The following is a 14288-nucleotide window of genomic DNA, read 5'->3' as shown; positions in this document are numbered from 1 at the left end:
CCACGGGCCGGCGCGGCGTTGCCTTCCCGGAGGCCGGCCACGATACTCCATGATCGTGACCGCACCCCTTCCCGCGCCGCGACGGCGACGTCCCCGCCTCGGCCTCATGCTCGGCATCATCGGCCTGGTCGTCGTGCTGTGCGCCGGCGGGGCGGCCGTCGCCGTGTACGTGCTGCGTGACCGCCTGCCCGTGCTGACGGCGGCGACCGCCGGCCAGGGCGACTACACGCAGCCGCAGGAGGTCTGCACGCTGATCACCGGTGACATGGGCGAGCAGGCCGGCCCGGTCAGCGGCAAGACGCCACTGGGCGACGCCTGCCTGTTCTCGCTGGCCGGCGAGTCCGGCGGCAACGACCTGCGGCTGTTCGTCACCGTCGACGACGCCGTGGACCGGATCAACGAGGCGGGCGCGGACTTCGGCAACCGGGAAGGCTTCGTCGGCGACGTCATCGCCGACCTCGGCGACGCGGCGTTCTTCACCCGGCGGCTCCTCGACGGCGGCGGCCTGGTCGACGCGAAGCTGGTCTGCGTGACCCGCAACCTCTACATCGAGCTGCGCTTCCACGCGTCGTCCGAGCGGGCATGGAGCTCCGACGACGTCCGGGCGAGACTCACCGTGTTCGTCCAGACGATCATGCGGTCAGCGCCGCGCGGGTAGCCGGACGGCAGATCCCGGACGGCACGATCCCGGACGGTGCGGGCGTCGAAAGCGCCGGGGCGCCGTCCGGTTGCGGCGGCCCGCACGCACGGCGAGCGCCACGCCGAGCGCTGTCGCGGTGAGCGCTGTCGCGGTGAGCGCTGTCGGCCTACGCGAGCGCCTTGCGCAGCCAGAAGGTCAGGCCGAGGGACTCGTCGGTGAAGGGCTTCGCGGAGGGCCAGTCCGGCTCGCCCGCCGCGTACGTGGTGGCGAGGACGTCGTCGGTGACCAGGTCGCGGTGCTCGGTCAGGGCCAGGGCGGTGTCGTCGCGGGTCGTGGCGTAGTGCAGCTCGATCCGGTCGACGACGTCGAGCCCGGTGGTCTTGCGGGCCTCCTGGATCTGCCGGACGGCGTCGCGGGCCAGTCCCGCGCGTTCCAGCGCGGGGGTGAGCCGCAGGTCCAGCGCAAGGGTGGCACCGGACTCGGCGGCCACCGTCCAGCCCTCGCGCGGGGTCTCGGTGATGAAGACCTCGTCCGGGCTCAGCTCGACCGGCGAACCGTCGACGACGACCGTCGCGGTGCCGGTGTCCCGCAGCGCGTCGCGCAACGCCAGCGCGTCGGCGGCGGCGACCGCCTTGGCGACGTCCTGGACGCCCTTGCCGAAGCGCTTGCCGAGGGTGCGGAAGTTGGCCTTCGCGGTGGCGTCGACGAGTGACGAGCCGGCCGCGTCGACGGGCACGACGGAGCCGACGTTGAGCTCGGACGCGATCTCCGCCAGCAGCGCAGCGGGGAGCTTGTCGAAGCCGGCCGCCGACGCCAGGGCCCGGGACAGCGGCTGCCGCACGCGGATGCCGGAGTCGGCACGGGCCGCCCGGCCGAGCTCGACCAGGCGCCGGGCCAGGGCCATCTGCGCGGACAGCGCCGGGTCGACCAGCGCGGCGTCCACCGTCGGGTACGCCGCCAGATGCACCGACGGCGCCGCGGCGGCGGAAGCGGGCACGACGAGGTCCTGCCAGACCCGTTCGGTGATGAACGGGACGATCGGGGCGAGCAGCAGCGTCACCGTCGACAGGACCTCGTGCAGGGTCGCGAGGGCCGCGGGGTCGCCGCGCCAGAAGCGGCGGCGGCTGCGGCGCACGTACCAGTTGGAGAGGTCGTCGACGAACGCGGCCAGGAGCTTGCCGGTCTCGTGGGTGTCGAAGGCGTCCATCGCGGCGTCGACGCGGCCGACCAGGGTGTGCAGCTCGGACAGCACCCAGCGGTCCATGACCGGCCGGTCGGCGACGGCCGGGTCCGACGGCGACGGGGTCCAGCCGGCGGTGCGGCCGTACAACGCCTGGAACGCGACCGTGTTCCAGTAGGTCAGCAGCGTCTTGCGCACGACCTCCTGCAGCGTGGTGTGCCCGACCCGGCGGGCCGACCACGGCGAGCCGACGGCGGCCATGAACCAGCGGACCGCGTCGGCGCCGTGCAGGTCGAGCAGCGGGATCGGCTCCAGGATGTTGCCGAGGTGCTTGGACATCTTGCGGCCGTCCTCGGCGAGGATGTGGCCGAGGCAGACGACGTTCTCGTAGGAGTTGCGGCCGAAGACCAGGGTGCTGACGGCCATGAGCGTGTAGAACCAGCCGCGGGTCTGGTCGATCGCCTCGGAGATGAACTGCGCCGGGAAGCGCCGCTCGAACACGTCGGTGCCCCGGTACGGGTACCCGAACTGCGCGAACGGCATCGCCCCCGAGTCGTACCAGGCGTCGATGACGTCCGGGACGCGGGTCGCGGTCTCGCCGCAGTGGCAGGGGAACGTGACCTCGTCGATGAAGGGCCGGTGCGGGTCGAGGTCCGTAAGGTCCCGTTGTGCGAGAGCGCCGAGCTCGGCGAGCGAGCCGACACAGGTCAGGTGGTCCGCGGGGCAGCGCCAGATGGGCAGCGGGGTGCCCCAGTACCGCTGCCGGGACAGCGCCCAGTCGACGTTGTTGACGAGCCAGTCGCCGTAGCGGCCGTGCTTGACGCTCTCGGGCTGCCAGTTCGTGCGCTCGTTCTCCCGGAGCAGGTCGTCGCGGATCGCGGTGGTCCGCACGTACCACGACGGCTGCGCGTAGTAGATGAGCGCGGTGTGGCAGCGCCAGCAGTGCGGGTAGCTGTGCTCGTACGGCACGTGCCGGAACAGCAGCCCCCGCTCCCGCAGGTCGTCGACGAGGGGCGCGTTCGCGTCGCGGAAGAACAGCCCGCCGACGAGTGCGATGTCGGCCTCGAAGGTCCCGTCGCGGCGGACCGGGTTGATCATCGGCAGCCCGTACGCGCGGCAGGAGGCCAGGTCGTCGGCGCCGAAGGCCGGTGACTGGTGGACCAGGCCGGTGCCGCTGTCGGTGGTCACGTAGGCCGCGAGGATCACGATGTGCGCGTCGGGGACGTCGACGAGGTCGAACGGCGGCCGGTAGGTCCACCGCTCCAGGTCCGTGCCGGCGAACGACTCGCCCGTCAGCGTCCAGCCCTCGCCCAGCACCGTCGCGACGAGCGGCTCGGCGAGGAGCAGCTGCTCGGTGCCGTCGGTGGCCACCACGTACGTGACGGCGGGGTTGACCGCGACGGCCGTGTTGGACACCAGCGTCCACGGCGTCGTCGTCCACACCAGCAGCGACACCCGTCCGGCGAGGGGGCCGGAGGTGAGCGGGAACCGGACGAACACCGACGGGTCGACGTCGGTCTCGTAGCCCTGCGCGAGCTCGTGGTCCGACAGCGCCGTCTGGTCGCGCGGGCACCACGGCGCGACCCGGAAGTCCTCGACCAGCAGGCCCTTGTCGAAGATCTGCTTGAGCGACCACCAGACGGACTCGATGTAGGGCGCGTCCATCGTCCGGTACGCGTCGTCCATGTCGACCCAGTAGCCCATACGGTTGGTGAGCTCGGCGAACGCGTCCGTGTGCCGGGTCACCGACTCGCGGCACTTCGCGTTGAACGCGGCGATGCCGTAGTCCTCGATGTCCTGCTTGCCGGTGAAGCCGAGCTCCTTCTCCACCGCCAGCTCGACCGGCAGCCCGTGGCAGTCCCAGCCGGCCTTGCGCTCGACGTGGAAGCCCTTCATCGTCCGGTACCGCGGGAAGACGTCCTTGAAGACGCGCGCCTCGATGTGGTGGGCGCCCGGCATGCCGTTGGCGGTCGGCGGGCCCTCGTAGAACACCCATTCGGGGCGGCCGCGGGACTGCTCGAGGCTGCGGGCGAAGACATCGCCGTCGCGCCAGAACCGCAGGACGTCGTGGTCCAGGGCGGGCAGGTCGACCTGGGCGGGCACGGGACGGTACATGTCTGGGCATGCTACCCGTCACGTCCGCTCACCTCCGGGCGGGCGTTGCCGATATGTCCGGTGGAAGGGACCGAGAGGGAGACACGGTGGCATTGTCGCGGCGGCTCGTCGGTGCGGTCGCCGGGTGCCTGCTCGCCGGCGTCGTGTGGACGGGGGTGCACGCGGCGGGGGTGCCGTTGCCCAAGGTGCTGGTGTTGCTGCTGGTACCGGTGGCGCTCGGGCTGGCCGCGGTGCTCGCCCAGGTCGCCGCCCGTACACCGGGACTGCCCGCCGCCGGCCGGCGCTTCTGGCGGATCCTGACCGCCTCGGTCGTGCTCATCGGGATCGGCGCGACCGTCATGGGCCACGCCAGGCTCAACCCGGACGCGCCCGACGCGCTGCGGTTCCTCCAGGCCTCGGCGCCGGCGCTGGTCGCGGGCGTCGTCCTCGCCCTGTACGCGCTGCTGCGGCTACCGACCCGGGCCCTGTCCCGGGGTGAGTGGATCCGCCTGGGGCTGGACGGGCTGACGGTGCTCATCACCACGGGCGTCGTCCTGTGGCACTTCGCCCTGCGGCCGATGCTGGAGCGGCACACCGACGTACGGCTCGCCCTGGGCCTGCTCCTGCTGTCCATCACCTGCCTCGTCGCCCTCGTCGCGGTGATGAAGGTCGTCCTGCTCGGCAGCGGACCGGTCAGCCCCCGATCGATGCGGCTGCTCGCCGCGACCGTCCTCACCGGCGGGCTCGGCTCGGCCGCCTCGCCGCTGATCGCCGAGGCCCGGTGGGTCGGCCTGCAGCCGATGATCACCCTGGTCGAGGCGCTGCTGGTGACGTGCGCCGCATACGCGCAGACCCTGGCACCCGCCGGGAGCCCGGCGGCCGCGGTGCGGAGCCGGACCTACAGCAAGGTGCCGTATTTCGCGGTGGCCGCCATGTCGCTGCTGCTCGCGGCCGTCGCGTACGGCGATCACACCGACGTCGGCCCCGTCGCGACCGGCGCCATCGCCGTCAGCGCCGCCGTCGGGCTGCGCCAGCTGGTCGCGCTGCGGGACAACGCGCAGCTGCTCAGCTCGGTCCGCCGGCACGAGCAGCGGATGCGCTACCAGGCCAGCCACGACGCGCTGACCGGTCTCGTGAACCGCGCCCACTTCAACGAGCTGCTCTCCGGGTCGCTGCTGGCCGCGCCGTCGCCGCGCCTCGTCGCGGTGCTGCTCATCGATCTGGACGACTTCAAGCTCATCAACGACACGCTCGGCCACGACGTCGGCGACGAGGTCCTGGTCACCGTCGCCGAACGGCTGCGGCGGGCGGTCCGCCACGACGACGTCGTCGCCAGGCTCGGCGGCGACGAGTTCGCGATGCTGCTGCACGACGTCGGCGACGAGCCCGCCGTCGACGTCGCCGACCGCATCCGGGACTCGCTCACGACCCCGATCCAGACGGCGGGCCACGACCTGCTCGTGCACGCCTCCGTCGGCGTCGCCACGTCCCGTCCCGGCGACCGCCTGGAGACGCTGCTGCGCAACGCCGACCTCGCCATGTACGCGGCGAAGGAACGCGGCAAGGGCGGGCACTTCATCTACGTGCCGGGCATGACCACCCGGATCGTCGCCCACGCCGAGCTCGGCGCCCAGCTGCGCGACGCGATCGACGCCGGTCAACTGTTCCTGCTGTACCAGCCGATCGTGTGCCTCGACGACGGGCGGGCCGTCGGCACGGAGGCTCTCGTGCGGTGGCGGCACCCGGAGCGCGGCGTCGTGCCGCCGTCGGAGTTCATCCCGGCCGCGGAGCAGACCGGCCTGATCGTGGCGCTGGGCCGCTGGGTGCTGCGCGAGGCGTGCCGGCAGCAGGCCCGGTGGCTGCGCGACCTGGGCGCCGAGGCGCCGCGGTCGGTGAGCGTCAACGTCGCCGGGCGGCAGCTGACCGACCCGCGCTTCGTCGCCGACGTCGTCGCCGCGCTCGACGACGTGGGGCTCGACGCCCGGCACCTGACCCTGGAGGTGACGGAGACGGCGGTGCTGGACAGCGCCGAGGCGATCGCGGCCCTCGAGGCGCTGCGCGGCCTGCGCGTCAAGCTGGCCCTCGACGACTTCGGCACCGCCGCGTCGTCGCTGGGGCTGCTGCTGACCTGCCCGGTGACGTCGCTGAAGCTGGACCGCACGTTCGTCGACGGGATCACGACCGTCGCCCGGCAGGAGGCCGTCGCCACCGCCGTGATCCGCATGGCGCAGGCCCTCGACCTGGCCACGGTCGCGGAGGGCATCGAGACCGAGGCCCAGGCGCGGATGCTGCGGAGTCTCGGCTACCGCTACGGCCAGGGCTACCTGTTCGCGCGACCCCTGGCGGCGCACGACGTCGCGGCACTGTCCGCTCCGGCACTGAGTGCCCGCCGTTCGTCGATATGATCTCCGTCGATCACTGTGCGACGATCGCGGTGTGCAGCGGATCACAGTGTTCTTCGAGGGTGACGGCGCGGGCGTCGGCGGGCTCGCCTGGGGCCAGCAGCAGGTGTGGCGGGCGATGGTCGAGGTCGGCACCTCGATGAGCATGGGCGGGGTCGTGCCGGTCACCGACGGCCGCGTCGTGGCGGACTTCGCCGATGAGCTGCGCTTCCTGATGAGCCGCTTCGCCGCGCTGCGCTCCCGCCTCATCTTCACCGAGCCCTGGCACGCCACCTCCGTCGACGCCTGCCACCTGGTCCAGCAGGAGGTCGTCGCCCACGGCGAGGCGGCACTGGAGGTCCACGACGCCGCCCCCGGAGAGGACCCGGCCGCCGTCGCCGCCGCGCTGTACGCACAGTGGCGGGCCCGTAACTTCGACTACGAACACGAGTGGCCGATCCGCGAGGCCGTCGTGCGGCACGACGGCGCGGTCACCCACGTCGTCGTGCAGATCAGCCACCTCGTCGCCGACGGCAGCGCGCTCGGCACGATGATCCGCGACCTGGCGGCGCGGGACCCGCAGGCGCCGCCACCGATGCCGCCGCTCGCGCTGGTGGCGGCGCAGCGCGCCTCGACCCGGCAGACCGACATCGCGATGCGCTACTGGGAGACCGCGCTGCGGTCCCTCGCGCCGCGGCGGCTGCCGGAAGCGGCCGACCGGGGCGAGCCGCGCTGGCGGCAGGTCGTCTGGCGCTCCCCCGCGATGCTGCCGGCCGTCGAGCGGGCCGCCGCCGTGCTCGGCACCGACACCGGGTCGGTGCTGCTGGCCGCGTACGCCGTCGCGTTCAACGCGGTGACGGGGCAAACCGCGCCGTTCGCCACCCAGGTCATCGTCAGCAACCGCTTCCGGCCCGGCCTCGCCGACGTGGTCAGCCCCCTGGCGCAGAACGGCCTGGTGGTCCTCGACGTCGACGGGACCACCCCGGCCGAGGCGGTCGACCGGGCCCGCCGCGCCGCCATGAACGCCTCGAAGCACGCCTACTACGACCCGGCCGCCCGCCTGGCGCTCCTCGACCGGGTCGGCCCGGTGGACCTCGCGGTGTTCTACAACGACCGGCGGGTCGGTGTGATCGAGGCGCAGACGGCCCGGGACACGGTGCCGACCGCCGCCGACGTCGAGGCCGCGCTGCCGCTGACCGAGCTGGTGTCGGAGCGGCCGATGGCCTACTTCAACGAGAAACTGATGATCAACGTCGACGACGTCGTGGACGTGGTGCAGCTGACGGTCGAGGTCGACACCCACCATCTCGCCATCGGCGACCTGCACCGCATGCTGGCCGCAATGGAGGCGTTCGCCGTGTCGGCCTCAGCGGATCAGGCCGTCGCCTCGATGTAGATGCTCTCGTCGTTGCGCAGGACCTGGTCGAGGTCGGCCACGTCCTGCCGGGCGCCCTCACGGTAGGCACGCACGGTGATCCCGTCCTCGGCGAAACCGGCGGCGGTGAGCACGTGCCGCAGCTCCTCGAGGTCGTAGATCCAGCGGTGCCCGTACACGTAGAAGAGCTGGTTGAACATGAACGCGCCGCGCGGCGGCATCTTGGGCGCCACCCCGGTCAGCGCCCGGTCGACCCGGCGGCGGTGCTTGCCGAAGAAGCCGTCACCGTTGACGTAGCTCTGCGCGTAGATCTTCAGGTCGGGCGTGGTGATCCGGACGAACCCGCCCGGCTTCAGCACCCGCTTGACCTCCTTGAGCCACGCGATGCCGATCTTCATCGACACGTGCTCGATGAGGTGCTCCGCGTAGACCCAGTCGACGGCGTCGTCGACGACCGGCAGCGGCTGCGAGATGTCCATCTCGGCGAAGAACGCCGTCCCGTCGACCTTGTAGATGTGGCCCCGCTCGGAGGTGAGCTCCGGGCTGCTGACGGCCACCAGGTCGGTGCCGAGCGCCTGCGGGTGGTCGGTCTTGAACGCGGCGAACTCGATGCCGGTGATGCCCAGCCCGTCGAGCTGCTCGCGGGTGATGAGGTCGGTGCTGAGCAGCAGCTCCAGCTTCTCGCACTTGCCGAGATCGGCGGTGAACGAGTCGACCACCGTCTCGATCCCCTGCGGGTCTTCCCAGTCCCAGGCTAACGCCGGCGTATCGGTGGACATCGTCGCAGGTTCCTTCCGCGCAAAATTTGATTGATCTAAACATGTCGTGCTGTGGCCCACAAGCAGCGGAGCGTGACACGTCGTCGGGCAAGATTGGCTCCATGAACATCACCTGGTGGGGCCACGCCACGGTGGCGGTCGCCGACCGCGGCACCACGATCCTGACCGACCCGGTGCTGCGCAACCGGCTCGCGCACCTGCACCGCCGGCGCGGGCCCCGGCCCGTCCTGGACGCGGCGCCGGACGCGGTCGTCATCTCCCACCTGCACGGCGACCACTGCGACCTGCCGTCGCTGCGGGCCCTGCCGCCCTCGACCCGGCTGCTGGTGCCGCGCGGCGGCGGCGCGTTCCTGCGCTCCCGCCTCGGCGCCGGCCGGGACATCACCGAGCTCGCCGCCGGCGAGTCCGTGCAGGTCGGCCCGCTGCGTGTGCGAGCGGTGCCGGCCAGCCACGACGGCCGCCGCAACCCGAAGTCCCGCATCCGCGCCGAGGCACTCGGCTACGTGTTCGAAGGCACACGCACCGCGTGGTTCGGCGGCGACACCGGGCTCTTCGACGAGATGAAGTCCCTCGGTCCGCTGGATCTGGCGCTCGTACCGGTGTGGGGGTGGGGCTGGACGCTCGGCGCCGGCCACCTGGACCCCGCGGGCGCCGCCGAGGCGATGCGCATCACCAACCCCGCGCAGGCCGTGCCGATCCACTGGGGCACCCTGTGGCCCGTCGGCTGCGGCCGGGTCCGCCCCGACCGCTTCCACCTCCCCGGCGTCGAGTTCGCCTCCCTCACCGCCGCCGCCGCGCCCTCGACGGACGTGCGCGTCCTGGCCCCCGGCGAGTCCCTCACGGTGGCTGCGTGACCACCTTCGGCGGCCTGCTCGGCGCGCTCGCCGCCCTGTTCGCGGTCGTCGCCGCCGGCTCGACCGTGCCGATCCTGCCGACCGGCGCCGCGGTCAGCGCGACCGCGGTCGTGGCCGCCCACCTCAGCCCGTTCGCGCTCCTGCTCGTGGTTGCCGTGGGTGCCGCCGGGGCGTACTGCGGCGACGCCGCCACCTACGCCATCTGCCGGGCCGGCGGCGAGGCCCTCACCCGCCGGCTGCGCATCCTGCGCCAGCCGCTGCACCTGGCCGAGACGGTGAAGCAGCGCCTGAGCGAGCGCCCGGTGAGCGCCCTGCTCGTGTCCCGGCTGATCCCCGGCGGCCGGATCCCGGTGCTGCTGACGGCGGCGATCGTCGGCCTGTCCTGGCGCCGCTTCGCCACCGCGAACGTGGCCGCGTGCGCGCTGTGGTCAGCGACGTACGCCGCGATCGGCCTCCTCGGCCGCAGCGTCTTCCCGCAGCCCTGGCAGGGCGTGGTGGCGGCGCTGGTCATCGCCCTCGGCGCCACCCAGCTGGCCGGCTGGCTGCGGCACCGCCGCGACCGCCGCTCCACCGACCAGGCCCATCCCCAGGAGACCACGTAGGCGGCAGCGTCGGTGGCGGCTTCAGTGGGGGCTGTCGGCGGACTGCAGCGGGCGGTCCGGCTCACTGCTCCCGGGCCCGGACCCGGCGCGGGGTTCCGGCAGCGGCGGCGGGGTCTCGGCGCGCAGGCCCAGGTCGTCGAGCCACTGGACCAGCTGGCGGTGCACGGCGGCCGGGCCGACCGGGGCGCGGTCCAGGCACGACCAGCCCGACGGGTAGACGAGGACGGCCTCGGTCTGCCAGCCGCCGATGCCGCCGTGCGAGCCGACCAGCTCCTCGAAGGCGGCGACCTCGTCGGTGCCGGCGTCGACCCGGCTGACGAGGACCAGGTCGCCGACGTTGGACATGGCCTGATGCGCCAGGAGGTCGCGGGCGGCGCGCGGGCCGTAGGGCAGGAGCGGGTCGGCGCCGTCGACGTGGCCGTCGCGGAGGCGGTGACGGCCGCCGGGGCCGAAGGCGACCGGTCCGTCGACCTCGGAGAGCCCGACGACGAGGCCGATGCCGGGGTGCTCGGCGAGGCCCTGGACGAGCGCGGGGCGGGCCGCGCCGATCTCCTCGACGGTGGCGCGGCCGGGGTGTTCGGTGAGGTAGAGCATCGCGAGGTTGCCCGACGCCACGGTGACGACGGGCGCCGGCGGGGCCGGTGGGGTCACGCGGGTCGGGCGGCCCGCCACGGCGACGATCAGGTTGCGCGCCCGGGCGCGCTCGTCGTCGTTCGGGTCCGGGGTCGAGGCCGCCACCTGACCGGCCATCATGGCGACGACCTGCTCCAGGGGTTGCCCGTACCGCTGGGAGAACGTCGCACCCTGGCTCTGGCCGTGGTCGGAGAGGACCACGATCTCGTAGCGGCGCCCGGCGACCTGGGCGAGGCGGTGCAGCGTGCCGAGGACCCGGTCGAGGCCCTCCAGGGTCTGCAGGGCCTCGGGGCGCAACGGGCCCGCGTGGTGGGCCACCTCGTCGTAGTCGACGAAGTCACAGAAGATGGCCGGCGCGCCGCGGGTCATCTGCTCGGCGATGAGCGACACGTTGAGGTCGCGGAGCAGGACGTTGGTGACGGCTCTGAGCGCCACGTAGGCGCCCGTGCGCGGCACCCGCGGGTAGACGTTGCGGAAGCGCTGCCGGCGGGCCTGCTGGATCTCCTTGAGCATCTCGCCGACCGACAGGACGATCGCGCGGGCGAAGCCGTAGGGGCTCGCGACGAAGGCCAGGTAGCCGCGTGCGGTCCGGCCGGGCAGGCCGGCGTTGCTGAAGGTGAGCAGGCTCGTCGTGGCGTCGCCGGAGAAGACGTTGCTGATGCTGGCGCCGCCGTCGGCGAGCAGCCCGCGGCCGGTCGAGATGCGGGCCTCGACATCGGCGGCGTCCTTGGGCCGGTTGGTGACGACGAGCCGGCCGGTCGCCTTCTCGTACCAGCGGAACGCCGGCACCTCCGACTCGCTGCCGTGCAGGATCCCGGCCTGGCTGGCGGGCGTCGTCGCGGGCATCCCGGTGTGCCACGGCACGAGGGCGTGCGTGCCGGTGCGCAGCCACTTGCCGAGGTTGGGCAGGTTGCCGGCCTTGACCGCCCACGACAGCAACGGCGCGGACAGCCCGTCGAGCTGCACGAACAGCACCCCGGGCTCGGTCGCGGGACGGTCGTGGTTGCGCCGCACCATCTGCCGCAGCGTCTGGCCGAGGAAGACGTCGTCGCTGCCGGCGTCGGCGAGCCAGTTGACCAGTGCGGTGAGGACGGCGGCGGTCCAGCTGGCGACCCACGCGTCGAACACGCTGCCGACCGAGACGCCCTCGGCGACGCGCAGGGCGGTGAACATCACCCCCGTCTGCAGCAGCACCCCGACGAGCAGGACGCCGAGGCCGCCGACGACCACGGCGACGGCGAACAGCAGCAGCCGCATCAGGGTGCCGATGAGCGCGAGCAGGACCGCGAGCTCGACGAGCGCGGCCGGGCCGCCGGTCGCGGTGACGCCGGGCAGCAGCCAGAAGGTGACGGCGAGGACGACGACCGAGGTGATGCCGCTGCGCAGCAGCGACTTGCCCCACGCGATGGTGAGCCGCCAGTCGCGCAGCATGCGGCCGGCGAAACGGACCCGTTGCCCGATCACGGATGACGCCAGGGCACGCACCAGCCAGCTCACCCGACCTAGGGTACGTCCCGTCTTTCCCACAGAATTCCCAACGAAACACCCCACGGTTAGTAAGATCATCCAAGAGGGTGAAGACCCCTGGACGCACTGTCGCCCCCACGCCGGAGACGGCGCGGGGGCGACACAGGGCGGGCAACCTACTTCTTCTTGCCCTTCTTGCCCTTCTTGTCCTTCTTCGACTTCTTCGCCATGGTGCACTCCTCTCCGCTGGGAAGGCGCCCCGCCCGGGACCGTCGACGGCCCGGAATCGGTGCGCTGACAACACCGTAGCGGCAGAAGCGGCGAACGGACAGGGGAGAAGCCACCTTTTCTTGGTCTCCTGTTTACCTTTTCGCGACTCCACGTTCTCTCGGTAGGGTGTCAACATGGCCGAAAAGCTTGAGGTGGAACGGAAATACGAGCTGCCCGACGACTTCGCGATGCCCTCGATGATCGGAATCGCTGATGTGGCCAGGGTTACAGCCCCCGATGACCTACATCTGGACGCGACCTACTACGACACCGCGGGGCTGCGCCTCACATCCGGCAGGGTGACGCTGCGCCGCCGCAGCGGCGGCCACGACGCCGGCTGGCACCTCAAGCGCCCGTCCGGCGGGGAGCGCAGCGAGCTCCAGGTGCCCGCGACGGCGCGGCAGCGCACGCCCCCGGCGCAGATCACGACGCAGGTCCGCGCCCTCACCCGCGGCGAGCCGCTGCGACCGATCGCACGCATCCGCACCCATCGCATCGAGCAGGGTCTGCGGACCGCGGACGGCACCGTGGTCGCGCTCGTCGCCGACGACACGGTCGACACCGAGTCGCTGATCGGCCAGGGAGTCGCGCGGCGGTGGCGGGAGCTGGAGGTGGAGCTGGTCGACGGCACACCCGACGACCTGGCCCGCATCGACAAGGCGCTGCGGGCCGCCGGCGCCCGGCCGTCCGCGTCGCCGTCGAAGCTGTCCCTCGCGCTCGGCCCCGACCACCCGGCACCCGTGACCGACCGGGCGCCGCGCTCCGCCGGCCGCCGCGCCGTCGCCGACTATGTGCGGGCCCAGCGCGACACGATCGTCGAGCACGACCCGCAGGTCCGCGCCGGCGACGCCGAGGCGGTGCACAAGGCGCGGGTCGCGACCCGGCGGCTGCGCTCGACGCTGCGCAGCTTCGCGCCGCTGCTGGACGCCTCCGAGGGCGACCTGGACCGGCTGCACGACGAGATCAAGTGGCTGACCGGCCTGCTCGGCGAGGTCCGCGACGGCGACGTCATGGCTTCCCGGCTGTCGGACCTGCTCGCCGCCGAGCCGCCCGAGCTCGTGATCGGCCCCGTCCCCACCCGGATCGCGTCCCTGCTCGCGGCCCGCACCGAGGACGCCCGGCGCCGGCTGGTCGCGGGGCTGGACAGCCAGCGGTACATCACCCTGCTCAACGACCTCGACGCGCTGGTCACCGCCGCCGGCGCCGCCGGCCGGGTCGCGAAGCGGGACCTGCGGCGCCTCGCGCACCGGGCGGTCCGCCGCGCCGACCGCCGCCTCGCCACCGCCGTCGGCACGCCCGAGACCACGACCGCCGCCGGGGCCGGACCGGACCGCGACGAGCGCCTGCACGCGGCCCGGAAGGCCTACAAGCGCGCGCGGTACGCCGCCGAGCTCGCCACCCCGGTCGCCGGCAGGCCCGCGGCGAAGCTCGCCGACCGGATCACCGACCTGCAGGACGTGCTCGGCGCACACCAGGACGCCAACGTCACCGCCGACCTGCTGCGCGACTACGGCCTGCGGGCGTTCGCCGACGGCGAGAACGCGTTCACCTACGGCCTGCTGCACGCCCGCCAGGCCGAGCACGGGCGGGCCGCCCTCGCCTCCCTCCCCCGCGCCCGCCGCCGCGCCACCCGCCGGAAGGTCCGCGACTGGATGTCGTGACACCGCACCACCCGCAAAGGACGCCGCGCGGGAGCAGCCGCCACCCACGCGAAGCGACGCCGCCACCCACGCGAAGCGACGCCGCGCGGCCCGCGCGAGAGGGTGCTTCCGGCACCGCGGACAGCGAGGCTGCTGGCACCGCGCGGCGGCACCGTCCCAGGACGCCGCGGCCGGGCGAACGTGCGCTTGTGTCGTCTGCGCGGCCTCAGCGGGGTTCTGGATGATCCGGAAGAGTTTGTGCCGCTATGACGACATAACTTGGCGTTTAACGTCTGGGTCTGGTTTGTCACCCTTTCTGGGGGACAACAGCGGGGCGGCCACCTGATCACTCTTTGAGGAAGAAGACGAATCT

9 protein-coding genes are annotated in these 14288 nt (G+C 73.0%); 6 read left to right on the top strand and 3 right to left on the bottom strand.

Annotated elements, in window-relative coordinates; translation table 11 throughout:
- Window positions 1-55 precede the first annotated feature (55 nt).
- Window positions 56-658: a hypothetical protein gene (locus ABZS58_RS05955; protein ID WP_354778071.1), complete on the top strand. Its 603-nt coding sequence runs from the start codon at window positions 56-58 to the stop codon at window positions 656-658.
- A gap of 148 nt (window positions 659-806) precedes the next feature.
- On the opposite strand, the gene ileS is transcribed toward ABZS58_RS05955, so the two are convergent.
- A complete protein-coding gene (ileS, locus tag ABZS58_RS05950; protein WP_354778069.1) occupies window positions 807-3935 on the bottom strand; it encodes an isoleucine--tRNA ligase in 3129 nt (1042 codons plus the stop codon).
- An 86-nt stretch (window positions 3936-4021) separates the two neighbouring features.
- Here ileS and ABZS58_RS05945 point away from each other — a divergent pair, with 86 nt between their 5' ends.
- Window positions 4022-6319: an EAL domain-containing protein gene (locus ABZS58_RS05945; protein WP_354778067.1), complete on the top strand. Its 2298-nt coding sequence runs from the start codon at window positions 4022-4024 to the stop codon at window positions 6317-6319.
- 31 nt (window positions 6320-6350) lie between these two features.
- Window positions 6351-7691: a condensation domain-containing protein gene (locus tag ABZS58_RS05940; protein WP_354778065.1), complete on the top strand. Its 1341-nt coding sequence runs from the start codon at window positions 6351-6353 to the stop codon at window positions 7689-7691.
- On the opposite strand, the gene ABZS58_RS05935 is transcribed toward ABZS58_RS05940, so the two are convergent.
- Window positions 7670-8449, bottom strand: coding sequence for a methyltransferase domain-containing protein (locus ABZS58_RS05935; RefSeq protein WP_354778064.1), 780 nt, complete (start codon window positions 8447-8449; stop codon window positions 7670-7672). The genes ABZS58_RS05940 and ABZS58_RS05935 overlap by 22 nt on opposite strands.
- 101 nt (window positions 8450-8550) lie before the next feature.
- On the opposite strand from ABZS58_RS05935, the gene ABZS58_RS05930 reads away from it, so the two are divergent.
- Together ABZS58_RS05930 and ABZS58_RS05925 are read left to right on the top strand one after the other, a co-directional pair.
- A complete protein-coding gene (locus ABZS58_RS05930; protein ID WP_354778062.1) occupies window positions 8551-9303 on the top strand; it encodes an MBL fold metallo-hydrolase in 753 nt (250 codons plus the stop codon).
- Window positions 9300-9905, top strand: coding sequence for a VTT domain-containing protein (locus ABZS58_RS05925; RefSeq protein ID WP_354778060.1), 606 nt, complete (start codon window positions 9300-9302; stop codon window positions 9903-9905). Before ABZS58_RS05930 ends, ABZS58_RS05925 begins: the two co-directional genes overlap by 4 nt.
- A gap of 21 nt (window positions 9906-9926) precedes the next feature.
- On the opposite strand, the gene ABZS58_RS05920 is transcribed toward ABZS58_RS05925, so the two are convergent.
- The gene (locus ABZS58_RS05920) at window positions 9927-12035 is read right to left on the bottom strand and encodes an alkaline phosphatase family protein (protein WP_354778058.1); all 2109 of its coding nucleotides are present in this window, start codon (window positions 12033-12035) and stop codon (window positions 9927-9929) included.
- Window positions 12036-12409: 374 nt separating this feature from the next.
- Between ABZS58_RS05920 and ABZS58_RS05915 the strand changes: the two genes are divergently transcribed.
- The gene (locus ABZS58_RS05915; protein ID WP_354778056.1) at window positions 12410-13936 is read left to right on the top strand and encodes a CYTH and CHAD domain-containing protein; all 1527 of its coding nucleotides are present in this window, start codon (window positions 12410-12412) and stop codon (window positions 13934-13936) included.
- Window positions 13937-14288 lie beyond the last annotated feature (352 nt).

It is taken from the genome of Dactylosporangium sp. NPDC005555 (assembly GCF_040605635.1).
Classification (GTDB): domain Bacteria; phylum Actinomycetota; class Actinomycetes; order Mycobacteriales; family Micromonosporaceae; genus Dactylosporangium.
The sequence above is the reverse complement of the archived record's forward strand: the minus strand, read 5'-3'. Positions and strand labels throughout refer to the sequence as shown.

Coding starts and splice junctions, on each gene's coding strand:
- ABZS58_RS05930 (WP_354778062.1), top strand. CDS start 8,551: ATGAACATCACCTGGTGGGGCCACGCCACGGTGGCGGTCGCCGACCGC.
- ABZS58_RS05935 (WP_354778064.1), bottom strand. CDS start 8,449: ATGTCCACCGATACGCCGGCGTTAGCCTGGGACTGGGAAGACCCGCAG.
- ileS (WP_354778069.1), bottom strand. CDS start 3,935: ATGTACCGTCCCGTGCCCGCCCAGGTCGACCTGCCCGCCCTGGACCAC.
- ABZS58_RS05915 (WP_354778056.1), top strand. CDS start 12,410: ATGGCCGAAAAGCTTGAGGTGGAACGGAAATACGAGCTGCCCGACGAC.